Annotated in this window: 21 protein-coding genes; 11 read left to right on the forward strand and 10 right to left on the reverse strand. The window is 44.2% G+C overall.

What is annotated here, in order from left to right; translation table 11 throughout:
- Positions 1-18: 18 nt before the first annotated feature.
- A complete protein-coding gene (locus ABIO93_RS27425) occupies positions 19-651 on the reverse strand; it encodes an NAD(P)H-dependent oxidoreductase (RefSeq protein ID WP_348073205.1) in 633 nt (210 codons plus the stop codon).
- A 109-nt stretch (positions 652-760) separates the two neighbouring features.
- On the opposite strand from ABIO93_RS27425, the gene ABIO93_RS27430 reads away from it, so the two are divergent.
- On the forward strand, positions 761-1,168 hold the full coding sequence (locus tag ABIO93_RS27430) for a helix-turn-helix domain-containing protein (RefSeq protein ID WP_348073206.1): 408 nt from the start codon (positions 761-763) through the stop codon (positions 1,166-1,168).
- Here ABIO93_RS27430 and asnB read toward each other — a convergent pair.
- Together asnB and fbaA are read right to left on the reverse strand one after the other, a co-directional pair.
- A complete protein-coding gene (asnB, locus tag ABIO93_RS27435; RefSeq protein ID WP_348073207.1) occupies positions 1,113-3,017 on the reverse strand; it encodes an asparagine synthase (glutamine-hydrolyzing) in 1,905 nt (634 codons plus the stop codon). The two genes, ABIO93_RS27430 and asnB, sit on opposite strands and share 56 nt — an antisense overlap.
- A gap of 348 nt (positions 3,018-3,365) precedes the next feature.
- On the reverse strand, positions 3,366-4,445 hold the full coding sequence (gene fbaA, locus ABIO93_RS27440) for a class II fructose-bisphosphate aldolase (RefSeq protein WP_348073208.1): 1,080 nt from the start codon (positions 4,443-4,445) through the stop codon (positions 3,366-3,368).
- A 184-nt stretch (positions 4,446-4,629) separates the two neighbouring features.
- Here fbaA and ABIO93_RS27445 point away from each other — a divergent pair, with 184 nt between their 5' ends.
- From ABIO93_RS27445 to ABIO93_RS27475, 7 genes are all read left to right on the forward strand, one after another.
- Complete coding sequence (locus tag ABIO93_RS27445; protein WP_348073209.1) at positions 4,630-4,875, forward strand: hypothetical protein; 246 nt, start codon at positions 4,630-4,632, stop codon at positions 4,873-4,875.
- On the forward strand, positions 4,872-6,077 hold the full coding sequence (locus ABIO93_RS27450; protein ID WP_348073210.1) for a hemolysin family protein: 1,206 nt from the start codon (positions 4,872-4,874) through the stop codon (positions 6,075-6,077). Before ABIO93_RS27445 ends, ABIO93_RS27450 begins: the two co-directional genes overlap by 4 nt.
- Before the next feature lie 28 nt (positions 6,078-6,105).
- Positions 6,106-7,011 carry a class A beta-lactamase, subclass A2 gene (gene bla / locus ABIO93_RS27455; RefSeq protein WP_348073211.1) on the forward strand — a complete coding sequence of 302 codons (906 nt, stop codon included), beginning with the start codon at positions 6,106-6,108 and terminating at the stop codon, positions 7,009-7,011.
- 24 nt (positions 7,012-7,035) lie between these two features.
- Positions 7,036-7,656, forward strand: a complete 621-nt coding sequence (locus ABIO93_RS27460; RefSeq protein WP_348073212.1) for an ABC transporter ATP-binding protein — start codon at positions 7,036-7,038, stop codon at positions 7,654-7,656.
- 20 nt (positions 7,657-7,676) lie between these two features.
- Positions 7,677-11,138 (forward strand): gliding motility-associated C-terminal domain-containing protein, encoded by a 3,462-nt coding sequence (locus ABIO93_RS27465; protein WP_348073213.1) that lies wholly within the window; start codon positions 7,677-7,679, stop codon positions 11,136-11,138.
- Positions 11,139-11,223: 85 nt separating this feature from the next.
- The gene (locus ABIO93_RS27470) at positions 11,224-11,673 is read left to right on the forward strand and encodes a DUF4920 domain-containing protein (RefSeq protein WP_348073263.1); all 450 of its coding nucleotides are present in this window, start codon (positions 11,224-11,226) and stop codon (positions 11,671-11,673) included.
- 71 nt (positions 11,674-11,744) lie between these two features.
- Positions 11,745-13,526, forward strand: coding sequence for an SGNH/GDSL hydrolase family protein (locus ABIO93_RS27475; protein WP_348073214.1), 1,782 nt, complete (start codon positions 11,745-11,747; stop codon positions 13,524-13,526).
- Positions 13,527-13,549: 23 nt separating this feature from the next.
- Here ABIO93_RS27475 and ABIO93_RS27480 read toward each other — a convergent pair whose 3' ends face one another.
- From ABIO93_RS27480 to argS, 4 genes are all read right to left on the reverse strand, one after another.
- Positions 13,550-14,443 carry a 1,4-dihydroxy-2-naphthoate polyprenyltransferase gene (locus ABIO93_RS27480; protein ID WP_348073215.1) on the reverse strand — a complete coding sequence of 298 codons (894 nt, stop codon included), beginning with the start codon at positions 14,441-14,443 and terminating at the stop codon, positions 13,550-13,552.
- 26 nt (positions 14,444-14,469) lie between these two features.
- Positions 14,470-14,847, reverse strand: coding sequence for a DUF5618 family protein (locus ABIO93_RS27485; protein WP_348073216.1), 378 nt, complete (start codon positions 14,845-14,847; stop codon positions 14,470-14,472).
- A gap of 99 nt (positions 14,848-14,946) precedes the next feature.
- Positions 14,947-15,504, reverse strand: coding sequence for a glutathione peroxidase (locus ABIO93_RS27490; RefSeq protein ID WP_348073217.1), 558 nt, complete (start codon positions 15,502-15,504; stop codon positions 14,947-14,949).
- Positions 15,505-15,599: 95 nt separating this feature from the next.
- Positions 15,600-17,378, reverse strand: a complete 1,779-nt coding sequence (gene argS, locus ABIO93_RS27495; protein WP_348073218.1) for an arginine--tRNA ligase — start codon at positions 17,376-17,378, stop codon at positions 15,600-15,602.
- A gap of 162 nt (positions 17,379-17,540) precedes the next feature.
- Here argS and ABIO93_RS27500 point away from each other — a divergent pair, with 162 nt between their 5' ends.
- Positions 17,541-19,091 carry a hypothetical protein gene (locus ABIO93_RS27500; protein ID WP_348073219.1) on the forward strand — a complete coding sequence of 517 codons (1,551 nt, stop codon included), beginning with the start codon at positions 17,541-17,543 and terminating at the stop codon, positions 19,089-19,091.
- A gap of 2 nt (positions 19,092-19,093) precedes the next feature.
- On the opposite strand, the gene pyrR is transcribed toward ABIO93_RS27500, so the two are convergent.
- A complete protein-coding gene (pyrR, locus tag ABIO93_RS27505; protein WP_348073220.1) occupies positions 19,094-19,636 on the reverse strand; it encodes a bifunctional pyr operon transcriptional regulator/uracil phosphoribosyltransferase PyrR in 543 nt (180 codons plus the stop codon).
- 63 nt (positions 19,637-19,699) lie between these two features.
- Here pyrR and pth point away from each other — a divergent pair, with 63 nt between their 5' ends.
- Entirely contained in the window at positions 19,700-20,260 is a 561-nt protein-coding gene (gene pth / locus ABIO93_RS27510; protein WP_348073221.1) for an aminoacyl-tRNA hydrolase, read from the forward strand.
- Between the two features lie 606 nt (positions 20,261-20,866).
- Here pth and ABIO93_RS27515 read toward each other — a convergent pair.
- On the reverse strand, positions 20,867-22,261 hold the full coding sequence (locus tag ABIO93_RS27515) for an OmpA family protein (RefSeq protein WP_348073222.1): 1,395 nt from the start codon (positions 22,259-22,261) through the stop codon (positions 20,867-20,869).
- Between the two features lie 73 nt (positions 22,262-22,334).
- Here ABIO93_RS27515 and ABIO93_RS27520 point away from each other — a divergent pair, with 73 nt between their 5' ends.
- Complete coding sequence (locus ABIO93_RS27520; RefSeq protein WP_348073223.1) at positions 22,335-23,219, forward strand: EamA family transporter; 885 nt, start codon at positions 22,335-22,337, stop codon at positions 23,217-23,219.
- Between the two features lie 16 nt (positions 23,220-23,235).
- Here the strand turns inward: ABIO93_RS27520 and ABIO93_RS27525 are convergent, their stop codons facing one another.
- Positions 23,236-24,024 carry a PhzF family phenazine biosynthesis protein gene (locus tag ABIO93_RS27525; protein WP_348073224.1) on the reverse strand — a complete coding sequence of 263 codons (789 nt, stop codon included), beginning with the start codon at positions 24,022-24,024 and terminating at the stop codon, positions 23,236-23,238.
- Positions 24,025-24,131: the final 107 nt, after the last annotated feature.

Consider the following 24,131-nt stretch of genomic DNA (forward strand, 5'->3'; position numbering starts at 1 on the left):
TGAGTTTTCTAATCAACATTACACGTTAATGAAAAATTCGTCATGGGGTCTTCTAACTTTTTTGGCCTTCACGTAAGGATCCTTTTCGTTATCCCGGTAGCCTAATGTCATGATCACGACGCTCTTTAACCCTTTTTCTTTCAAACCAAGAATTTCATCCAATGCAGCAGCATCAAATCCTTCCATCGGCGTGGCATCGACGTCCTCGGTGGCAGCCGCGATCAATGCGTGGCCCAGGCCGATATATGCTTGCCGGGCAGCCCATTGAAAATTGACTTCCTCAGTTCTGCTCAAAATTCCGCCCGAAATGCTCGAATGAAACGCAGATAGCGAATCGACTGTAACGCTGCGTGTGGTCGCAATCAGGTCCATGTACTTGTCCAGACTTTCGACCGTGATCTTTTCCCAGGCAGCAAACACCAGCAAATGAGACGATTCCAGGATCTGTGGCTGATTCTTGGCTATTTTATGGATTTTTTCTTTAATTTCTTTATTATCGATTACCAGGACATTGTATGGTTGCATTCCTGCAGAAGAAGGGGCCAGTTTGATGGCTTCCAGAATATTATCTAATTTTTCCTGAGGTATTATTTCTCCGGTCATTCTTTTGGCCGCATAGCGCCAGTTCAATTTTTCTATCAGCTCACTCATGATCATTCCAAATTTTGTATTCAATTATTAAACGGTCACAAAGTTACGAAAAATTACTATATATTTGTAAGTAGTATACAAAAGTATAGCAACATTTAAATTGATAGCCATGAAAAAGACAGAAGAAAAGAAACATACACTGGGGGAATGCACAAAGAGCATTCTACCGGTACGGGACGCATTAGAAGTACTGAGTGGAAAATGGAAGCTGCCGATCATTATATCATTAATGTTCGGCAACAAACGATTCTCTCAAATTGCCAAGGAAGTGCCAGGTATCACGGATAAGATGCTCTCCAAAGAGCTGAGGGATCTCGAATCCAATGATCTGGTTAAGCGCAGAGTTTATGACTCCATTCCGGTAGTCGTAGAATACAACCTAACCGAATATGGACATTCGCTGAAAGTGGTAATAGAAGTGCTAAGGAACTGGGGGCAGGCCCACCGCGAGCGGATCATGACTACTCCATCCATTTCTCATACCACATCTGAAACATTAGCAGATACCAGAGTTTGAGCGCATATTCCTTTTTTCCTGAAAAAAAGTGCTCTTTTAATTTCTGAACAATATGGAGATTAAAAATACCTTGACTGGCTATTCTTTCATCATTCAAATAATGCATTACCTGTTTCTTTAAATCGCATGAAAGCCAATGTTCGAGCGGTATTTGAAATCCCATTTTCGGGCGGTCCATCAATTTTTTTGGAATGTATTGATGAACAATTTCTTTCAAAATATATTTCTTCACGCCATTGTTGTACTTATAGTGGTCCGGAAGTTGAGCAGCCCATTCGATGATACGGTGATCGGTAAACGGCTCTCTGCTCTCCAAACTATATGCCATGGATGCCCTGTCTACTTTTTGGAGAACGTCATCCAATAAAAAAGTCTGGTAATCTATGGCCATCATATATGCGAGCGGCGTGTAGAATTCTTCCAGAAGCCCACTATTTGAATGTGCCGTTTTCAGTGGTTTGACACTCTTTTTTAATAGTAGTTTGATTTCTTTTTCATCAAATTGCTGACTGAGACTCAGCATAATGTTCTTTGCTGATGGATCCTTTAGCAAAGATTTGAGCTTTTCATACCTGTTATGAAAGTTGTATTTATTTCTCATCACTGGTATGTGATCAGCAGAAATGACACTCATCATTCCGGAAATACCTTTTCTAACAAAGTCAGGAATCCGATTAATGGTGTTGCCATGCTTCATGATATAACCGTACCGGCTATAACCTGCAAATACCTCGTCTCCCGCATCTGCGCTTAACGCGACGGTAACTTCATTGGCTGTCAATTTGGACAAAAGCATCGTCGGAATAGCACTTTGATCACCAAAGGGTTCATCATAGTGGTAAGGCAACTCAGAAATTAATTCAAGGGCTTCTTTTCTGGTACAGCTGTAATCATAGTGTTCTGTTCCAAGGTAATTAGCAACATTTTTCGCGTATTCTGATTCATTTAAACCAATATCCGGTACGCCAATGGTAAATGTTTTTAATTTTTCCGAACGGTCTTTTTGTAAAATAGCCGTGAGGCACGCGCTGTCGTATCCCCCGCTCAGGAACACGCCCACAGGAACATCGGCAACCATCCGGTATTCGAATGCGGACTTTAATATTTTCTCTGTCTCCGTCTTTGCCTCCTCAAATGATATATCGAGTTTGGGTTTGTTGTAACCGTCATAAACGTCCCAATACTTCTGGATATCGAAAGCTCTCTCCTTGATATTGAATTTCAGAAAATGCCCTGGCCGTAACTTGTAGGTGTGCTGAAAGATACAGTGGGGAGTAGGCACATTGCCGTGTTGCATGAACGCCGCTACGGAGTCAAAATTGATCTCTTTTTTAAACTTCGGGTGTTTGTGGAATGCCTTCAATTCTGATGCAAACAGGAAAAGGCCATCGTGCCAATAATAGAAAAAGGGTTTGATCCCAGGTCTATCCCGCACACAATAAACGACCTCAGATTTGGTATCATATATTACAAAGGCAAACATTCCAATGAATTTGTCGACACAGGAAATTCCCCATTGTGAGAAAGCATGCAATATTACCTCCGTATCAGAATGGCTTGTAAAAATACGGCCGTAGGAAGTAAGTTCTTCTTTGATTTCCCGATAGTTATAAACCTCGCCATTAAATGTGATCCAGAGGTCGCCCAATTGCATAGGCTGTTTGCCGGAATCTGATAAATCTATGACGGAAAGTCTTCGGTGGCCAATTCCGACGGTAGCACCTTCTGACTCGAACATTTGCTGTCCTGATGCATCGGGTCCTCTGTGATGGAGTTCATTGGTAATGTTTACTAAAATTTCTTCAGTTGAATCTTGGTTGTAATCTATAATTCCTGCAATCCCACACATGTGACCGATTAATATTAAATTGTTAATAACACTATTTAGAGAGGGTTGCCCTGATGGGCTGATCGATCGGCAAGACTGAAATTAGCATAACCTTTGTCATTTAAAGTATACTTTTGGTGACTTAGGGTATCTTCTAAGCGGCATCAGTCGTGAGACACGAATTTTGGGATTTTCGTTGCAATCTATTAGACAAAATTGTGATAATATGCAGGAGTGCTATGTTTATTGTGCCACTAGATAATTTTATTTACTAAAAGGTAAATAATTCAGCAGAAGCTAATAGCGACTACACAAAAAAAAGCAGCTCCGAAAGAGCTGCTTTTTACCAAATTATTAACATTCAAAAAATTATCCCAGCTGATTAATGCAGTTCAAATCCTCGAATGCCAGTTTCAAGCGTTGGATCATGGTTTCTTCTCCTTTACGTAACCAAACACGCGGATCGTAGTATTTTTTATTCGGAGAATCTGCACCGTCTGGGTTGCCCAATTGTGACTGAAGGTACCCTTCTTTTTCTTTGTAGTATTTCAAAATTCCTTCCCAGGTTGACCATTGCATATCAGTATCAATGTTCATTTTGATCGCTCCGTACTCGATGGCCTCACGGATTTCTTCACGTGAAGAACCTGATCCTCCGTGGAATACGAAGTTAACAGGCAGCTCAGCAGTAGCGAATTTCTCCTGAATGAAGTTCTGTGAATTGCGAAGGATTTTCGGCTCCAATTTCACGTTACCTGGCTTGTAAACACCGTGAACGTTTCCGAAAGCTGCTGCAATCGTGAAGTTTGGAGAGATTTTCAACAACTCTTCATAAGCATAAGCAACTTCTTCTGGTTGCGTGTACAGTTTGGAGCTATCTACGTCGCTGTTATCCACGCCGTCTTCTTCTCCGCCTGTTACACCTAGTTCAATTTCAAGTGTCATGCCGATCTTTGCCATTCTTTCGAAGTATTTGGCAGAAATTTCGATATTTTCTTCAAGTGGTTCTTCTGACAAATCCAGCATGTGGGAGCTGTACAATGGCTTGCCATACTGATCGAAATAACGTTCGCCCGCATCCAGAAGACCGTCGATCCATGGAAGTAATTTCTTAGCGCAGTGGTCGGTATGCAGGATTACGGGAATTCCGTAAAGTGCTGCCATTTGGTGTACGTGCATCGCACCAGAGATACCACCGGCGATAGCTGCCTGCTGATTCGTGTTGGAAAGGCTTTTTCCTGCATAAAATATAGCACCGCCATTCGAAAACTGAATGATAACCGGGCTGTTCACCGCTTTGGCAGTTTCCAGTACTGCATTCACTGAGTTGGTTCCTACCACGTTAACTGCCGGGAGGGCATAGTTATTTTCGTTGGCATGGCGGAAGATTTCGCTAACTCCGTCACCGGTAACAACTCCGGGCGCAAAGCGTTTTGTGGTCTCGCTCATAGTAATAAAGAATATTTTTTCAAGAATTAATTTTACAATTCAGATATAAAAAATGAACTGCGTGGCAATCCCTGCAAGTTAGCTATTTTAGAGAAAAAGGCGGAAATATGTATGGTATATTATGCTTTATGACGAAGATTTATCCTAGTATAATCGTTTTAACGCAATCTGTGTATCTTTGAAAATGATTAAAAATTCCAAACTTTCCAGGACCATTCTACTGGCGCTTACCCTTGGTTTTTTTGTGGTGTGGGTGCTGGAATTCAGGCGTGCCGGTCTTTTTGAAAGTTACTGGTTGTTATTATTGAGCATTACCTGCCTGCTTGTCTTCCAGTTCAACCGATTAAAAGCAGCTACTGAGATGAAAAAACAGGGAGAGGAGACATTGAAAATACATCAAACAAAAGCCGGTAAAACTGCAAAAAAATGAACATGCTCCTCCTGGGAACTACCATCGTCTTTTTTGTACTGGCCGGATATTATGGGGCGGTAAGATCGGTACTGCTGGATGTTTCGATTGACCGATATTCGCTCCGGCATGAAAAATCGGATCAGGTAGTACAGACACTTTACTGGCGCAGGGTCCTCAGAATGATCCGCTTACTTTCAGTCGCATTGGGATGCTTCATGGGAGTTGCCACGATTTACGGGATGTTATCCACCCAATCGGGCATTCAGGAAGGCATTCTCATCGCATTCGTGTTCGCAGGATTGGCGATAACCTGGATGCTATCTTACAGCAGTTGGGTTAAAATAGGACGCAATTTCCCCGCCGCACTCGATCTGAAAACATTTCCTGTACGATTTGCAGAATGGTTTATCACGCCACTTTACTGGCTTGTCGAGCCATTTGTAAAAGAAAATATCTTGTCCCCATCGCTGCGTGACGATGCCGTTTCGGCGGACGACCCGGATTTTGATGATCACAGCATCGAAGAGAGAATGTTTATCAATGCATTGGATTTTAAAGACTTGCGTATCCGTGACTGCATGATACCACGGACAGAAATATCGGCAGTGAATGTGAATGCAAGCATCGAAGACCTGCGGACTGCATTCCTGACTTCGGGACATTCCAAGATCATTGTCCATAAAGAATCCGTGGATGAAGTACTGGGTTACTGCCATGCACTATCGCTGTTTAAAAAACCGAAAGAGATCAGCAACATCATTACCCCAATCCTGATCGTGCCTGAGGCGATGTCTGCAAATGATTTAATGCTGCGATTTTTGGAAGAAAGAAGAAGCCTGGCGCTGGTAGTGGACGAATTTGGGGGTACTTCCGGGCTGGTGAGCGTGGAGGACGTAGTGGAGCAGATATTCGGGGAAATTCAGGATGAATATGACTCCACCGAAGACTGGACGGAAAGGCAACTCGATGACAATAGTTATATTCTCAGCGCACGGCACGAGCTCGACTACCTGAACGAAAAGTATGGCTGGGAGCTTCCCGAAGGCGATTATGATACATTGGCTGGTATGCTGATTCACTACTCCGGTGATTTGCCGGATGTCAACGAGACGGTGAGCATTCCTCCATTTTCATTCCAGGTGGTATCGATGCAGGATACCCGCATTGAGCTGGTGAGGTTGACCATTGAAGAGAAAGAAAAGAAAAGCAGCAAGGATTAGCCATTGATAACCATTAGCATTTGCAAGAATGAGTCTCCGCATTACCAGAAATTTTTGTTTCAGCATTTTTTCATTGATCTCGTTTTCCAATGCTGTTTTCGCACAGGAAAATAATCTTAACGCCCAAATTGCGGATATCTCCAGAGAAGTAGATGGGATTGTCGGCGCGGGAGTCATGAATTTGAAATCAAAAGAATTCTTGATTTGGAATGAAGATCATAAGTTTCCAATGCAGAGTGTCTTCAAGTTTCCCTTGGCGATGGCAGTTTTGGATCTGGTTGATAAAAGGGAATTAAGGCTGGAACAGAAAATCCACCTGACCAAAAAAGATTATTTCGCAAACACATATAGTCCGATGCGGGACAAATACCCGGAAGCGGAAGTAGATGTAACGCTTGCCGAACTGCTGACCTATACCGTTTCCCTAAGTGATAATATTGCCTGTGATATTCTTTTCAGGTTGGTTGGCGGGGTAAAACCGGTCGATAATTATATTCACAGCCTGGGCGTGACCGATATTGCTATTGTTGCCAATGAAGAACAAATGCACAGTGGCTGGGAAGTTCAGTATACCAATTGGTGTCGACCCAAAGCAATGCTGGAATTGCTGGATATTTTTTATCAGGGCAAGAAATTATCAAAACCGAGCAGTGACTTTCTTTGGAAAATCATGACCGACGGCCCAACCGGGCCTAAAAGAATTAAAGGGCTGATTGGCCCTGATACGGTGGTTGCCCATAAAACAGGTACATCGGGTTCCAATAGCCAGGGATTAATGGGTGGGGTTAACGACGTAGGTATTGTGAAATTGAAAAAGGGGCAGGACTTTGCAATCGTCGTTTACGTTTCGGATACCCATTCAAAAACAGAAGTTTCGGAGCAGGTTATTGCGAAAATCGCGAAAGCTGCTGCGGATTATTTTTCCAATAAATAGTCGGTGGATTAAAAAAAGCATCGTGTGCGGATAACAGTTGAAAACATAGGAAAGAAATTTATCAGGGAGTGGATCATCCGTAATGCCAGTTTTGAGCTTTTGGCGGGGCAGCAGTATACGTTTGTGGGGCCAAATGGCAGTGGGAAGTCAACATTGCTGCAATTGCTGACAGGTATCATTCCAGTAACAGAAGGTGTAATCCGGTATCAAAATAATGAAGGGAAAGAAATAGATGAAGACCGCTGGTACAAGCACATTGTGATCGCGGCGCCTTACCTGGAATTGATTGAGGAGTTTACATTGCGGGAGTTGATCGAATTTCACAGCAAGTTCAAGCCTTTTAAAAATGGTATGTCGTTTAGTGATTTCGAGGATTTTGTTCAGCTCGCGCATGCCAGTGGCAAAACGATCCGTCATTTTTCTTCTGGCATGAAGCAGAGGGTGAAGCTGGGACTGGCATTTTTATCCGATGTTCCCATTATTTTCCTGGATGAACCCACTACAAACCTGGATGTGCAGGGGATCAACTGGTACCTCGAACGGGTCACAAATTATACTCAAAATCAGCTTGTTTTGCTCGGTTCGAATGTAAAGCAGGAATATGAATTTTGTGAAAATATCATTTCGGTTTCTGCGTTCAAATAGAAACACAAGAAGTACTGGCTATGCAGAAAACTTTACGGTCCATTGCGGTATTGTTCCTGATTTTTCTTTGCGCAGCCGGTAAATCGCTGGCAGGCGGAATGTATTTTATCGAAAACCACGGCCAGTGGAATAAAGATGTTCTCTACCGCGCCGAAATCCCCGGCGGTTTTCTTTTTCTCAAAAGCCAATCTCTTGTTTACGTTTTATATGATGCGTCGAAAGTAATGGCGCGCCATGCAAAAGGAACTTCCGTGTCAGCAGCTGCCAAAGAATCGGTAGGAGCGCCGGACCTCATAGCTGCACACGGTGTGGAAGTAATGTTCCAAAATGCAATGAGCGGTGTAAAGCATATACCTAAACGCGAAATTGAGACCACATTCAGTTATTTTTTAGGTAAGGAAGAGGCCAGCTGGGCTGGCGGGGTGAAGGGCTTTGAGGAAATCCTGTATGAAAATTTATACGATAAGATCGATCTGCGCATTTATCTGAATCAATTTAAGCTCAAATACGAGTTCATTGTAAAGCCCGGAGGCGATCCGTCAGAGATCAAACTAAAATACAATGGCGCTGAAAAGGTTTCGCTTAATGAAACGGGGCAGGTTGTCATTAAAACTTCTATCGGGCAGTTCAAAGAGGCGGAACCTTACTCGTTTCAGCAGGTCAGTTCAAAAACAATTGATATACCATCAAAATTCACATTAGCAGCAGACAATATCGCTCAGTTTGCGTTACCGAAAGGTTATAACAACCGTGAGACACTGGTTATTGATCCGGAACTTATATTTTCAACTTATTCAGGTTCGACGGCGGATAACTGGGGGCATACTGCGACGTATGATGATGAAGGTAACCTTTACTCGGGAGGAACCGTTTTCGGTACCAATTTTCCGGTAACCATTGGGGCTTTTCAAACTAAATTTGAAGGACTAGTCGACGTTTCAATCATGAAGTTTACGCCCGACGGCAGCAAACTCATTTACGCCACATTTCTGGGTGGAAACAATACAGACCTTCCGAGCAGTCTGATCGTGAACTCAAAAAAGGAGCTGCTGATCCTGGGTACGACCTCTTCCAAAAATTTCCCGACCCGTACCACCGGTTTTCAAACCGTTTTCGGTGGCGGTACCCGGGTAATACCCATTTCTGGCCTCGACCTGCCCAATGGAAGCGATATGTTTATCTCCAAACTGAGTGCAGATGGCAAGCAGCTGACGGCGTCGACATTTGCGGGAGGTAGTGGCAATGATGGTGTGAGCAATACCGATGAGGTGATCATTAAAAATTACGGAGACAGTTTCAGGGGCGAAATTGCGGTCGATAAAGACGATAATGTGTTCATCGTTTCTTCTACTAATTCTCCCAATTTTCCATTAGTGAATGCGCCGCAGGCCAAACTGCTGGGTGTGCAGGATGGTGTGATCATGAAATTGTCGGCCGGACTCAATAGTTTGTTGTGGAGTACCTACGTGGGCGGTGAAAAGTGGGACGCAGCTTACTCGCTCAAACTATCTTCGGCCGGTGAAATTTACATTACAGGGATCTCTCAAAGCAGTACACTTCCGACAACCGCGTCAGCATATCAGGCGGGTCTGAAAGGTTCGGAAGATGCTTTTATTGCAAGGTATGCCAATGATAAGTTAGCTGGAATGACCTACCTGGGTACTGATAAGCAGGATGGCGCCTACCTGCTCGACCTCGATCAGGCGAATAATGTATATGTGTACGGGCTCACAAACGGGGCTTATCCGGTTACCAAAGATGCTTATCAGAATGCCAAAAGCGGTCAGTTCATTCATGCATTGGATGCTACGTTATCCAAAACCGTTTTTTCAACCGTTATAGGTTCTGGCCGCGGCACACCTGACATTTCCCCGACTGCTTTCCTGGTCAGTGAATGCGGCAACATTTATATCGCCGGATGGGGTGGTAATGTCAATACCGGCAGCGGGAATAATCCGTCCAGCAGTACATTCAATATGGTCGTTACGGATGATGCGATGCAGCCCACGACCAATGGTAACAATTTTTACATTGCGATTCTGGAACAAAATGCGAAATCGCTTTTGTATGCGACCTTTTTTGGAAGTAGCAGCCGCATCGGAAACATCCAGGGTGATCATGTGGATGGCGGTACCAGCCGGTTTGATAAGAACGGGACGATTTACCATGCTACCTGCGCTTGCGGCGGCAGCCATTTTCCAGTCACGCCGCAGGCCTGGTCTAAAACCAACAATAGTGAAAATTGCAACAATGCCGCATTCAAAATTGATATTGATCGGCTGAAAGCAGATTTTGACGTGTACGCAGGCAGTAACAAGAATGTTTTGAGAGGTTGTGCGCCATTGTCGTTGTCATTTGTGAACACCAGCGAGGGCGGCATTGATTATATCTGGGAGGTTGGTGGTAACACGATTTCACGCGAGGAAGATCAGGCCGAATATATTTTTACAAAACCGGGGGAATACACCGTTACCTTAAAGGCATATAACCGTCTAAGTTGTAAAAGGATAGATGTGGTTCAAAAGAAAATCATTGTGGAAACGCTGAATGCCAAAGTCACCGGTGATACGACTGTGTGTGAGAACACGCTTGTAAAGCTCTCTGCGTCAGGTGGTACTATATACAAATGGAGCCCGGCAGCTGGCCTGGATAATGCTGCCATCGCTACACCAAGTGTCAAAATAAAGGAAACGACCGAGTATTCTGTGGAGATCAGCAATGCCAGCGGATGCAAGGTCACTGAAAAGGTGAAGGTTGCCGTGGAAAAGAAGACAGACTTTGTGGATATGCCTGATACGGAAGTTTGCCAGGGTGCCACCGTCGTGCTGACGGTCTCTGGAGAAGCCCCCCAGTATCGATGGCTGCCAACCACCGGACTAGTCGAGACCATTGGAAAATCGGTAACGGTTAGGCCAACACAGACGACAACTTATACGGTCGAAGGATTGTATACGGACGGCTGCCGACCGCTTAGAGAAATTACCGTGAAAGTGGATAACACTTTTGCGCCGGATTTTGATTTGATACAAACTGGCGGTGCATGCAACGAGCCATTTGCCTATTCGATGAAAAATAAAACGGTAAACGGCAAGCGATACGAGTGGGATTTGGGAACTGGCAACTCAGTCACTGATCCTGACGTAAAAGAGTACTCCTATGAAGTACCCGGCAACTATACGATCACATTAACAGCCTACAATGCGGCAGGTTGCGCGTTGTCAGCTTCAAAAATACTGACCGTATCACCGGCATTTACATTAACGAACGTTATCACACCCAACGGGGACGGTAAGAATGATTCTTTTATAGTACCGGTTTCGCCGTCTTCACTGGAAGTTTTTAACCGCTGGGGTAAATCCGTTTTTAAGTCAGCCGACTATAAAAATGACTGGGGAAAAGGAATTACAAACGGGACTTACTTTTACGTTGTGGATACGCCGCAGGGGAATCATTGCAAAGGCTGGGTGGAAGTTTTGGAGTAATAAGGGTAGGGTAGTTCTTTAAGAAGTGAATTATTTATTTTTGAATTGAATTTGTAACCATTTAAATGTTAACCAATTAGGCATGATGAAAAAGGTAATTTTATTCTTGTTGGTATCCATTGCAGCTATTTCGGTAAAGGCTCAGACCGCCAACCATTTTGGTAAGGAAGTAAATGAAAACAAGGCAATTGAAGCGAGCGCCCTTCCCGCTAAAATGGGAGACAAAACAGAAATGGCTGCAAAGGTGAGCGGTACAGTGGAGTCGGTTTGCCAGGTAAAAGGCTGCTGGATGCAGGTGAAGCTTGATAACGGCGAAACAATGCGCGTCGTATTCAAGGACTACGCGTTTTTTGTTCCCAAGGACATTGCCGGTAAAACAGTCGTATTTGAGGGAGAAGCTCAGAAAAAGACAGTACCAGTGGAGCACTTGCAGCATTATGCAAAAGATGCAGGCCAGAGCAAGGAAGAAATAGCTAAAATCAAAGACCCGAAAGAGGAGCTGACATTCGTAGCGGACGGGGTAATCGTTAAATAATCGGCTATTCCAAAGTAAGAAATATCCCGATGGGCACTTTTGTAGAGATACAGAGGTGTCCATTTTATTTTATGAGACTAAAAACCATTTTCTTCCTTTTCGCGGCGGTATGCTGCTCATTGACTTCACAGGCGCAGTCCGCTCAATTTAAATGGTGGGATCCACAGGCTGCTCAGTTCCCGGTTATAGAAGGACAAGCCTGGCCAAAGGAAGTGAAAAACCCGTACGACCGGTTACCTGCGCGGGCGGAAAAGCAGGTAAGAGATCAGGTGTGGGAATTGTCCAATCAATCTGCCGGGCTAATGATCCGTTTTCGTGCCAATTCATCCGAAATTAAGGTGAGGTACGTGGTAGGAGGCAAGCACGCACTTCCTCACATGGCCGCAACAGGCGTGAGCGGAGTGGATTTATATGCCATTACCAGTGATGGCGCGTGGCGATGGAGCGCCGGGAAATATGCATTCGGCGACACTATTGTTTACCATTTCAAAAACCTGGAACCTAATGATAATTACCACAAGCTCGGGAGGGAGTATCGCCTTTTTCTGCCGTTGTATAATAGTGTAAAATGGATGGAAATTGGTACGCCGGAAGGAACAACATTCTCCCCGCTCGCAGTTAGACCTGACAAGCCGGTCGTCATTTACGGAACTTCAATTGCCCAAGGAGCATGCGCTTCACGACCTGGAATGGCGTGGACGGCAATTTTAGGAAGAAAATTGGATCATCCGCTCGTAAACCTGGGTTTCTCGGGGAATGGGCGTTTGGAAAAAGAAGTAGTGGACCTCATTTCGGAAATTGATGCTAAAATATATGTGCTGGACTGTCTTCCTAATCTTACGATAAGGCCCGATTCGAAATTAGACCTGACCATTGAAGAAGTCAAAAAGCGGGTGATCGGTACAGTTACCGCGTTGAGACAAAAACATCCGGAAACGCCTATTGTCCTCGCGGAACACGCTGGCTACACCGACGAGGACATTAATCCGCAGAGCAAACATTTTTATATGGAAGTGAATGACGCTTTGCGGGAGAGTTTTGGCCAGTTGAAAGCGCTAGGGATTAATCATATCTACCTCATTCCGAAGGCGGATTTTGGGCAGGATATTGAAACCACCGTTGACGGAACACACCAGACAGACTTAGGCATGATGCGGTATGCGGAGGGTTATGAAAAGCATATCAGGGAAATTCTGCACGAGCCGAAAGGAACTGTTAGTACAACCCAGCCCATTACGCAACTACGGGAACTGAACAATTATGACTGGGAAAGCAGGCATCGCGAGATACTGGAACTGAACAAAACGAATCCTCCGGCGACGGTGGTTATCGGTAATTCCATCACCCATTTCTGGGGTGGCCTGCCAAAAGGCCCAAGAGCAAATGGTGCGGATTCCTGGAACAGCACATTTGGTGCGAATTCGAGGAACCTGGGTTATGGCTGGGACCGTGTTGAAAATGTGTTATGGAGGATCAATCACGGCGAGCTCGATGGTTTTTCGGCCAAACAGATCTTTGTAAACATTGGTACTAATAACCTCCACCTGAATACGGACGAAGAAATTGTAGAAGGCTGGAAACTGCTGATCGCGGCATTGAAATACCATCAGCCCAATGCAAAGATCACTATGCTGGGCATTTACCCGAGACGCCAGCAGGAGCAGCGGGTTGCGACATTGAATGAGAAATTGGCACAGCTTACCGGTGAGATGAACATTGGATTTATAGATCCCGGCAAAGTGTTTTTGCAAAAAGACGGAAAGATAGATGAATCCTTTTTCTCTGACGGACTGCATCCCAATGCAAAAGGCTATACGCTTCTCGGGACTACCATTAAAGCCTCTACAAAATAAGAGAGAATGGTAAAATAGGACGATTAGAGAACAACACCGATTCCAAACAAAATTACAAATAACAATGTCGAAAGTGCCATTTGTTTGAGGTATGGATCGAGCTCGCTTGCTTTGGTAAGCCTGGAAATAGCCAATCCATTTTTTACAAATAATGGAAAGCTTAGCAGGAAAATCAGGCTGGTGTAACTGGAAAAATTTTGAAAGGTATAAACCGTTACGCAGAGCATTCCGGTGATCAGGATAGCCCAGTGGTAACGCACAGCTTTTTCACGACCCAGTCTTACAGGAATCGAATTTTTACCGGTGGCTTTGTCGGAATCGATGTCCCTGATGTTGTTAATGTTGAGAACGCCGACTGCAAAGAGGCCACAGCTGGTCGCGGGTAACAGCAGACCCCAGTCCCACACGTGCGTATGCAGGTAGCTGCTGCCGAGTACGCCTACCCAGCCAAAGAAGATAAGTACCGACAAATCGCCGAGTCCTACGTATCCGTAAGGTCGTTTACCGGCGGTATAAGTGATGGCAGCAATGATACAGGCTATCCCGATTCCGAGGAACACCCAGAATGTGTTCGCAGGAGCATCACGCAGCGCTACTGTGAGCAGTGAAATTCCTGATATTAATGCTAAAACTGAGAAAATAATAATGGCTTTCAGCATTACTGCGGCTGTGATTTTACCTGAATGAACCGCCCTGCTGGGACCTTCGCGTAATTCGGTGTCCTTGCCATTAACGGCATCGCCGTAATCGTTGGCGAAATTGGAAAGTACCTGTAATATAATGGTAGTCAACACGCTGAGTCCTGCGACTGTCCAGCTGAAATTACCGGTGGAGGCGGCTAAAAAGCAACCCATTAAGATGCATGAAAGTGCGAGGGGCAATGTGCGGGGGCGCGCCGCTTCAATCCAGGGATTCATTAACGTATTGGATGTAGGGTTAATGTTCAGGCATGTGCTTTCTGCTCAGCCCAGTCAATAATTTTGTCAGCCATTTCCAATCCTTCCGTCGAAACAGCTGCATTTAAAACACCATCATAACTCATCGACTGGTGTAGAATGTCGTAAGCAGCCAGAAAGTAGGACAAGATTTTCCTATCGGTAATCGATAATTCCTTTTGATACCACTCCACGCTTTTACGAGTCTTTTTCTTTTTGTCACCCAAAATACTGTCAAGTGCTACCAAAACACCTGCATATGCGGTGTGGCCTGCCATTTTTACGTACTTTCGGTCTTTGTAAAAGCCATCTTCTTTGACCGCTTTTTCTTTCAGGATCTCTCTTGCATTAGACAAGTGCCTCTTCGCTTCTGTAATGTTTTTCATTTGAATGCAGTGTAGGTTTTACGACTGATACAAATAAAATACCGCCAGGTCAGATTGTTGAAAACGAATTACCTGGCGGTACTCATATTTACTCTAGGATCAGATTCCTACTGATTTCAGGAATTCAGGATCAGTTGGTAATATTTTTGAAGCGAAGAAATTGGTTAGTTCACCTTTTTCATTTACCACATATTTGCAGAAGTTCCAGGTTGGTACTTTGTCATTCCAACCGTTCAGATCTTTGGTGGTAAGCCATTTGTAAATAGGCGCCTGATCATCTCCTAATACTGATACTTTTTCGAACATCGGGAAAGTCACACCGTAAGTAGCAGAGCAGAATGTCGCGATTTCTTCGCTGGTACCTGGCTCCTGGCCACCGAAATTGTTTGCCGGAAAACCAAGCACTACCACTTTGTCCCCATGGTCCTTATTGAATTTCTCCCAGTCTGCGTACTGTTTTGTGTATCCGCATTTGGAAGCAACATTGAGGATAACCACTTTCTTGCCTTTGTACTGGCTAAGATCGATTGTTTTGTTCCCTACCAGTGATTTTACTTTAAAATCATAAAGAGACTGCTGTGCAACAGGAGCGTCGGATGGTCGTTCTGCCATCTCGGTTTTATCAGCGAATACGCCGCCAATGAAGGTTGAAATCATAATAAAAAGTGTTTTCAAGAAGCTCATAATAGTTTTGGTTTTTGGTTAAGTACGCATTTTATATGTAAAACGATTTCAATACGCTATTCTTGCTACTACATCCGTTCGGGAACTTCTATGCCTAACAACCCTAAAGCTTTGTAAATTGTTTCCGAAACTACCTTAGATAATGCAACTCTGAATTTGACAGCTTCCGGATTCGGATCTGAGAAGATCGAGACCTCGGCGTAAAACTGGTTATAGACCTTTGCCAGTTCAAATGCGTAAAGCGATATAATGCTGGGAGCGAACTCGTTAGCGGCCGAAACAACCTTCACTGGAAACTGGGATAAGGCAAATACCAGCTCGCGTTCTGCCTGATGCATGGCATAAGTTTCTGGGGGAATGGTCGCTGTGATTCCGGCCTGCTCAGCCTTGCGGATAATCGAGCGGATACGCGCATAGGTGTACTGTATAAATGGTCCGGTGTGCCCTTGAAAATCGATGGATTCTTCGGGATTGAAGAGCATTCTTTTCTTGGGGTCCACTTTGAGCAAAAAGTATTTTAATGCACCCAGAGCTAGCTGATTATACAGTTGCTTCGCTTCGTCACTGTTAAAATCATCGATTTTGCCCAATTCCTGGGTGCGATCGGAGGCTGTCTGGATCATTTGGGCTACCAGATCATCGGCGTCCACTACCGTTCCTTCACGGGACTTCATTTTGCCGGATGGCAAGTCCACCATTCCGTAGCTAATGTGGTAGCAACCTTCAGAATAGGTTTTGCCCAAACGTTTCAAAATCGCAAAAAGAACTTTGAAATGGTAATCCTGTTCGTTTCCTACCACCCATAAATAACGATTATTGTTGAAATCGCTGTTCTTTAATTCAGTAGTTCCGAGGTCCTGGGTAATGTATACGGAAGTCCCGTCTCCACGCAATACCAGCTTTTCATCAAGCCCCTCAGCCGTCAGATCGATCCAAACAGAGTTGTCGGCTTTTTTGTAAAAGACATTGTTTTCAATTCCTTCTTCAATGATGTCTTTCCCCAGCAAATAGGTGTTAGATTCATAGTAAGTTTTGTCAAAACTTACACCGATTTTCTTGTAAGTCTGGCTGAAACCTTCATAAACCCAGGTGTTCATCTTTTGCCAGAGCGCCACGGTTTCGGTATCACCATTTTCCCAAAGCAGCAATAATTTCTGCGCTTCCAGAATCCAGGGAGCCTTTTTGGCAGCCTCTTCTTCCGACATTCCCTCCTCAACCAGCGCGCGGATCTGTTTTTTGTATTCGACATCAAAAAGCACGTAGTATTTGCCAGCCAAATGGTCTCCTTTAATCCCGCTCGACTCAGGCGTTTCGCCATGGGCCAGTTCACGGTAGGCGAGCATAGATTTGCAGATATGGATCCCACGGTCATTGACCAGGCAGGTCTTAACCACATTATAGCCGCTTGCTTTCAGTATTCGGGACAATGCATCGCCCAGAAAATTGTTGCGCAGGTGGCCGAGGTGCAAGGGTTTATTGGTATTGGGAGATGAAAATTCCACCATCACCGACTGTCCGTTGGAAGGAGTGGTGCCGAAAGCTTCGTCGGTGAAGACATTGGTAAACAGTTCCAGCCAGGTCGTGTCTTTCAGGCTAATGTTCAGAAAGCCTTGCACCACATTGAATTTGTCTACAATAGAAGAGCCTTCAATGAGCTCGTTGCCAATGATCTGCCCTATTTCTACCGGCGCTTTGCGGGTGGTTTTGGTTAAAGGAAAAGTAACGAATGTGTAAAATCCCTCAAACTCTTTTTTGGTCGGTTGTAAAGTGATATCCTCAGCAGCCATATCGAAATGCTTTTGGATCGCTTTCTGGATATCTTCTTTTAGTATGGCTTCAATCGTCATGAAAATAGGGGTAAACAGGAAGCGTATTCTGAAAAATCAAGATACAACCCCGCAAGTTTTTATTTAAGTGAAATTATTTCTAATATTAATAGTAATGTTATCCTTTTTGATGCAAAATTAGGGTAAATATTGAAGAGAGTTACACCCCTGAAGGAAGAAGTTATGAATAACCGTTGTCTCCATTGTCTTCGGATTTATTTAGTCCTCGCATTGAGCCTGATACCGGTATTTGGTGCCCTGGCTCAGCTGCAGCAATCCGACCGGTTGGAAATTCCGACGAGCTCTTCGGCTACCGAGCAATTTGAGGTTTTTAGTCTGGGACAACAAGGGATTCTTTCGGTGATCAGAGGAAATGAATATTCAGCGAACCGGAACGAGCAGTGGCAATTTGTGAAGTATGATACTACATTAAAGGCGGTGTGGCGGACAGGATATAAGTTGGATTTTCGGTATATACCGGTCATGGCTTATAAAGGCGAAGCGAGCGGCTACTGGCTTTTTGCAGAGCCAGATACTGATCGTTTTTTGTTTCTTCAGCTGAATTATAACGACGGCTCCATCGATACCTATAAGGGAAATCTGTTGTCGGGTGTGGATGTGCAGCAATTTAAGGTAATTGGCAGCAAAGCATTAGTTTCAGGCTATTACAGGTCACGCCCAGTCGTGATCGTACATTCATTTTTTGACCATACCACCCGCGTTTTGCCAGGGTTGTTTGAAAAAAATACAGAGCTTAATAATGTCGACATTAATGATATAGATGGATACATCAATGTGATCACTTATGCTTACCGAAAAAAAAATTGTGTTTTTGAAATAAAAACTTATAATTATGATGGAAAGCTGCTAAAAAAGACTTCCCTGAGCGATCCGAGGAACAGCTTCATTTCCGGCCAGATCATCCCGCTCAATCCCGATGATTCTTACCTGATCGGTAATTATTCAGTGGGTTGCACGCAGTATTCACAGGGGTTGTATGTAACGCATATAGATCACGATACGCCCCGGGAGCCGCAATTTATTGAGTTCTCGGAGCTGCAAAATTTTTTCAATTACATGAAACCCAAGCGCCGCGAGCGGATGCTCGAAAAGATCGGCAAGCGGAAAAGTTTGGGTAAAGAAAATCGTTTCCGGTATCGGTTGCTGGTGCATGAACTGATCCAGACAGAAAATGAAATCGTACTGGTGGCCGAAGTTTATTATCCCAATCAAAGATCCTCCAGTCCCATTATTGCAGGAGGAATGTCGCGGCCCTATGTTTCAAGGTCGCTGGAAGGCTACCGCTACACCCACGCCATTGTTTGTGGATTTGACCGGAGTGGAAAATTCATCTGGGACAACACCATTACCATTAAGGACCTCACGAGCTTCGATTTGCAGGAAATGGTGCAGATAACGCCTGTGGATGATTATTTTGTACTTGCTTATCCTCAGGAAGGCGAAATCCACACGGAAGTGATCAGGCGGGACAAAGTGGTGGTAGAATCCGAGAAGTTTAAGATCAACCCGAAATCAGAAAAGGAAAAGGTACTGAATAATGAGGACGGCTATCTTTCTCCCTGGTATGGCCAATACTTTCTCGCGTACGGGATGCAACGGATAGGCACGTCGTCGGTCGGTCAGGGGCGTGAGGTTTTTTACATTAATAAGCTTACTTATAAAACCGAGGATATCGGCAAGGATGCCAAAGAGGAGGCTTCACGCCCCCGCTGACGTCAGTCGACCATCCAGATATGGTCGGCGTCAAAACCCTGTTCTTTCCATTCTACCTGAACCCGCTGGCTAGCCACCGTACTCACTTCCATCCCCACATAGTTTGGATCAATGGGTAGTTCGCGGTTATAGCGGCGGTCGATTAATACCATTAATTCAATGGTTTTTGGTCTTCCAAATGCTGTCATAGCGTCAAGAGCGGCGCGCACCATTCTTCCGCTCGCCAAAACGTCGTCTATGAGGATTACCTTTTTTCCTTCGATCAGAAACGGAACACTGGTTTTATTGGGTAGAAGAGGGGATTCCCGTCTTCTGAAATCGTCACGATAAAAAGTAGCATCCAGGTAACCGAGGGAAATGTCTTTTCCGGTGCGTTCGCGTAATTCCGCGACGATGCGTTCGGCAAAATAAATTCCTCTGGGTTGCAGTCCCATCACTACGGTATTGGAAAAGTCCTGGTGATTCTCAATGAGTTGCTGGCACAACCGGCTGGTCATGATTTCTAGCAACGGGCTGCTCAGTATTAATCGTTTTTGGGGTATCATGTAATTTCCCTGAATTTTAGCCTAAATTAAGTGCTCAAAGATGAAATCAAAAACTTTTAACAAATGAAATATCTGATTGCCGGATTGGGAAATATTGGTCCGGAATACGCATTTACCAGACATAATGTAGGATTTATGGTTCTGGACAGGTTGGCAGCAGAGCACGATTTTAAATTTTCGTTTGAAAAGCTCGCATTTGTCGCCGAATGGAAGCACAAAGGGAGGCAGATTTATTTTATCAAACCGACGACATTCATGAACCTGAGCGGTAAGGCGATCAGGTATTATATGGACCAGTATAAGGTTACGGCAGAGAACACCCTGGTGGTTGTGGATGAGCTGCAATTGGAATACGGAACGCTGAGAATCAAGCCGAAAGGAAGCCATGGCGGGCACAACGGACTGAAAAATATTGAAGAGATGTTGGCTACGTCCGAATATCCCAGATTACGCTTTGGAATTGGAAATAATTTTCCCCGCGGCAGGCAAGTAGATTATGTTCTAAAAGCATTTTCCAATGATGAAATGACGGAACTGCCTATATTTTTGGACAAAGCCGGGGATATGGTTCTTTCGTTTTGTACTTTGGGAATACAATCGACAATGAATAATTATAACCAATGATTGTACTTTTTAAAGAAAATATAAATATTTCAAGAAGGTATTTTATTTGGAAACAGAGCGTAAAATTAGAATATTAGATAGGTTATTTCGTAGTAATGAATATTAAATAGCAAATTGAAGGCATATTTTGATATTTAATTCCAAAGAAAATTTTGTTTAATAGTTTTTTGGTAATTTGTAATTTCAAAACTAATGTGGATATTTGTATCACCGCTAGCGGAAATAAAAATTGAATAAAACCATGAATGCAAATAGAAATAGTTTTATATTTGCATGTGTATTAGAAATTCTGCTTCGCGCTCTGCCTCAGCCAACTATGGAGAAAGGTTTTGAGAGATAATAGAAAATCGAAATTGCAGTGTTTTCGAGTGAATCTGAAGTTTAATTTGCTTCGTATATAGGTTAGGTTCTTCCTGATTTCGATAAACAGAAAAATTGGAGTATTATTAATAATATTGTTACTTTATATTATCAGACATCATCAGTTAATCAAGATGAAATAAGGTGAAAGTGCCAAATTCACTTGTTAGCTTATAAAATATTAAAGAAAAGAAAAGGTTAAGGGTTTAGGAATAGTCAGTATAAAGCCGTCTCCATGAGATGGCTTTATCTTTTTATAGGCTCTGCCCAAACATCCACTCTTCTGTTGGACTTTTTAAGCGCCTCCGTTTGATTCACTCTGCTAGGCTGCGCCGAACCATATCCCACCCCTTCGATCCTGTTTTCAGGGATCCCCCTGCCTGTCAGGTAAGCCTTCACGGTTTCCACACGTTTTCTGGAGAGATCCAGGTTTTTTTCAAAATCCCCCGTATTGTCGGTATGCCCTTTCAGGATAATTTTAAGGTCGTCCCGTTTCTGGAAATAAGCAACAATCGAGTCCAGCCCTGACATTGCTGCGTCTTCAAGCACCTCTGTGCTTTGAGTAAAATACAATGTCGACAGCGGAGCCGTGTAACTTTCGGGGGACAAACTAATGAGGGATTTTACTTCTTCAAAACGGTTGGTGGTCCGTATGGAAACGCTTTTAGACTGAAAACCATCGGCTTGTGCGGAGATTCGGTAGGATTCGTATGGTGTCAGTTCGAAGTTGTAAATACCGTCGACCGTCTTCGTCTGGGCAACGAGTGAGTCGTTATTAGACTTACGCACGAGCACCTCTGCATCATTGACAGGTTTAAGGTTTCGGCCATCATAAATCCTGCCGGTTACGGTTGCCATATTGCTTTTCTTTTTTACGGATGGTTCGGGAGCAATAGTCTCTTTTTCAGGAGCTTTTTCGGCTTTGGCAATGGGCTCTTTAAATGTCTTGGCGATCGTCTGATAACTTCTCCGGATAAATACGGGCGTCATCACACGGTCATATACCCTGATCAGCGCGATGGAACCAGCGCTGGATTCGTGGTTGGCGATCAGATCATCCTGAAAGAAATTCAGTACCTGGTCATTGTCCAGCATGCCCTCGGTTCCCGGATCCTTGAATTCCACCTTTGAAAGTCCATTGATGTACATCTTAATGACCTTGGTTTCAAAGTCACGGGAATAAACATAATGTACATACTGCCCGGCTTTTACCGGCGCTTTTTCGCCGATTGCGTAGTCGTAGAAATTTAGTTTACCATCGTAAATGTAGCTTCCGTAATCGCTTTTGCGGTTTTTGAAATCCAAAACCCGCTTCCAGCTGTCCAGCTCATCGAGTTTAAAGTAAATTTCAATGGTGAAGGATTTATTCAGAAAGCCCTTGGCTTCTATATTACTAAATTGGAGACCGCTGTTTTTTTGAAATACGTAGATGCTTCTGCTCAGATCCTCGCTACCCGGAATTTTTTCCTTGATATACTGGCCGGGTTCGCCAAGCTGCTTCAAGGAAGGTCCCCCACTCTCTATCGGGATCAAGCCATTGTTGAAATCATAAGTCCACTGGCTGCTTTGGGAAAAGGAAGGAATATGCAAAGCAAATAGAAGAACCGCCAGAAGCCATGTTGTACTTTTTTTACAAATCATGCCCAAAAATATGAAAAGTGAAGGCGGAAGCCGAAATGCATCGCGTATTTTTGAACCATAATTCTTTTGAAGTGTGAAAAATATTGGCATTGGTATTCTCTTTTCCATTCTGTGGTCATCGGCGTCTGTCGCAACCAAGTTTGGTGTCCAGTCAGCTGCTCCTTTAATACTGGCAAACGTTCGATTCTTTATTGCGGGTATATTGTTGCTTTCTTTTTCTTACCTGCTTGGCAAAGGTGAGGCTTATCGGTTACCCAATAAAAAGGAATGGAAGCAGCTCGCTCTCTTTGGTTTTCTTAATACAACGCTTTATTTAGGCCTCTACGTGTGCGCAATGAAATATACCGCCGCTGGCATAGGCAGTCTTGCGGTATCAACAAACCCCCTGATCATTGTATTACTTTCATCATGGTGGCTGAGAAGACGGCCGAAATCCGAAGAATGGCTTGGGATTGTGTTGGGTATGGCAGGTGTGGGGCTTGCTACTTATCCTTTGCTGGCAGACAGTGTGACCACATTCGGCGGAATCTCGATTCTGTTACTTAGTATGGTCGCTGTTTCGGCTGCCAGCGTTTACTATGCCACGGTCTCATGGCAGCTTCCCAATCTGCTGATCAATGGGTGGCAGGTATTTTTGGGCGGATTGTTCTTGCTTCCGGTTACGATCATGTTCAGCGATTTTTCTGCTACCCGTCTGAATGGGGTATTCTGGGCATCAGTACTTTGGCTCAGTCTCGCAGTCTCTATTGTAGGTTTGATATGCTGGTTTTACCTCCTCAGGCTTGATACAGTTCGCGCCTCTCTATGGCTTTTCCTATGTCCGCTTTTCGGTTTTTTCTTTGCATGGTGGCTCATGTCGGAACCGGTTACAGGTTATACCATCGCTGGTACTGTGCTGGTCATAGCAGGTTTATACGCAGGCCAGCGCACGCGGCTTGCGGGTAAGGCAAAAGCATAAAGATTTTTAGGCAAGATTAATCTACCAGGATTTCGCCTTTCAGGTATAGTTTGGCTTGTCCTCCGATGAACACACGATCGCCTGCAAGTTCACATTTTAGGTATCCGCCCCTTTTTGAGAGTTGTCGGGCAGTCAATTTGGTTTTGTCCAGCTTTTCGGCCCAGTAGGGGATCAGCGTGGTGTGGGCGGAGCCAGTTACGGGATCTTCGTCAATGCCTGACTGTGGTGCAAAAAAGCGGGATACGAAGTCAACTTCGTCGCCTGCCGCTGTCACGATAATTCCCCGGGCAGGAATCGTGCTCAATACAATAATGTCAAATTCGAGGTCACGCACCGCCGCTTCTGATTCCAGAACGACCAGATAGTCGGTTTTGCCTTTGTATACTTCCAGCAGATTGGTACTGTTCAGGCTTTCCACGAGCGCAGGTGGCGGCACAGCAATGTGGTACAGGTCCACAGGGAAATTCAATGTCAGCCAGTCTTCTTTACAGTCAACGATCAGCTCACCACTTCTTGACTGAAAACGGATCGTCTGACCTTCGTATTTTGCAATGTTAAAGATCACATAAGCTGCCGCTAAGGTCGCGTGACCGCAAAGATCTACTTCGACAGAAGGAGTAAACCAACGAATGTGAAAACCTGATTCTGTCGGAACGTAAAATGCAGTCTCTGCCAGGTTATTCTCGGCAGCAATATTCAGCATCGCCTCATCCGGTAACCATTCCTCCAAAGGAACAATTGCCGCAGGGTTTCCGCCAAAAAGTTTATCTGTAAAAGCGTCAATTTGATATATCGATAGTTTCATGTAAGGTCTAATGGGGTTAGTTGTACCAAGGTATTAAAAATATTCACTATTAAAAGAAGTTGCCTCTTGAAATTTTTAATATAATTTATTGGAATGATCTAAAATTA

The organism is Dyadobacter sp. (genome assembly GCF_039919315.1).
Taxonomy (GTDB): domain Bacteria; phylum Bacteroidota; class Bacteroidia; order Cytophagales; family Spirosomataceae; genus Dyadobacter.

Coding starts and splice junctions, on each gene's coding strand:
- ABIO93_RS27515 (WP_348073222.1), bottom strand. CDS start 22,261: ATGATTTGTAAAAAAAGTACAACATGGCTTCTGGCGGTTCTTCTATTT.
- ABIO93_RS27525 (WP_348073224.1), bottom strand. CDS start 24,024: ATGAAACTATCGATATATCAAATTGACGCTTTTACAGATAAACTTTTT.
- ABIO93_RS27425 (WP_348073205.1), bottom strand. CDS start 651: ATGAGTGAGCTGATAGAAAAATTGAACTGGCGCTATGCGGCCAAAAGA.
- ABIO93_RS27480 (WP_348073215.1), bottom strand. CDS start 14,443: ATGAATCCCTGGATTGAAGCGGCGCGCCCCCGCACATTGCCCCTCGCA.
- pyrR (WP_348073220.1), bottom strand. CDS start 19,636: ATGATACCCCAAAAACGATTAATACTGAGCAGCCCGTTGCTAGAAATC.
- ABIO93_RS27475 (WP_348073214.1), top strand. CDS start 11,745: ATGAGACTAAAAACCATTTTCTTCCTTTTCGCGGCGGTATGCTGCTCA.
- asnB (WP_348073207.1), bottom strand. CDS start 3,017: ATGTGTGGGATTGCAGGAATTATAGATTACAACCAAGATTCAACTGAA.
- bla (WP_348073211.1), top strand. CDS start 6,106: ATGAGTCTCCGCATTACCAGAAATTTTTGTTTCAGCATTTTTTCATTG.
- ABIO93_RS27430 (WP_348073206.1), top strand. CDS start 761: ATGAAAAAGACAGAAGAAAAGAAACATACACTGGGGGAATGCACAAAG.
- ABIO93_RS27450 (WP_348073210.1), top strand. CDS start 4,872: ATGAACATGCTCCTCCTGGGAACTACCATCGTCTTTTTTGTACTGGCC.
- ABIO93_RS27445 (WP_348073209.1), top strand. CDS start 4,630: ATGATTAAAAATTCCAAACTTTCCAGGACCATTCTACTGGCGCTTACC.
- pth (WP_348073221.1), top strand. CDS start 19,700: ATGAAATATCTGATTGCCGGATTGGGAAATATTGGTCCGGAATACGCA.
- ABIO93_RS27485 (WP_348073216.1), bottom strand. CDS start 14,847: ATGAAAAACATTACAGAAGCGAAGAGGCACTTGTCTAATGCAAGAGAG.
- ABIO93_RS27465 (WP_348073213.1), top strand. CDS start 7,677: ATGCAGAAAACTTTACGGTCCATTGCGGTATTGTTCCTGATTTTTCTT.
- ABIO93_RS27470 (WP_348073263.1), top strand. CDS start 11,224: ATGAAAAAGGTAATTTTATTCTTGTTGGTATCCATTGCAGCTATTTCG.
- ABIO93_RS27500 (WP_348073219.1), top strand. CDS start 17,541: ATGAATAACCGTTGTCTCCATTGTCTTCGGATTTATTTAGTCCTCGCA.
- fbaA (WP_348073208.1), bottom strand. CDS start 4,445: ATGAGCGAGACCACAAAACGCTTTGCGCCCGGAGTTGTTACCGGTGAC.
- ABIO93_RS27490 (WP_348073217.1), bottom strand. CDS start 15,504: ATGATTTCAACCTTCATTGGCGGCGTATTCGCTGATAAAACCGAGATG.
- argS (WP_348073218.1), bottom strand. CDS start 17,378: ATGACGATTGAAGCCATACTAAAAGAAGATATCCAGAAAGCGATCCAA.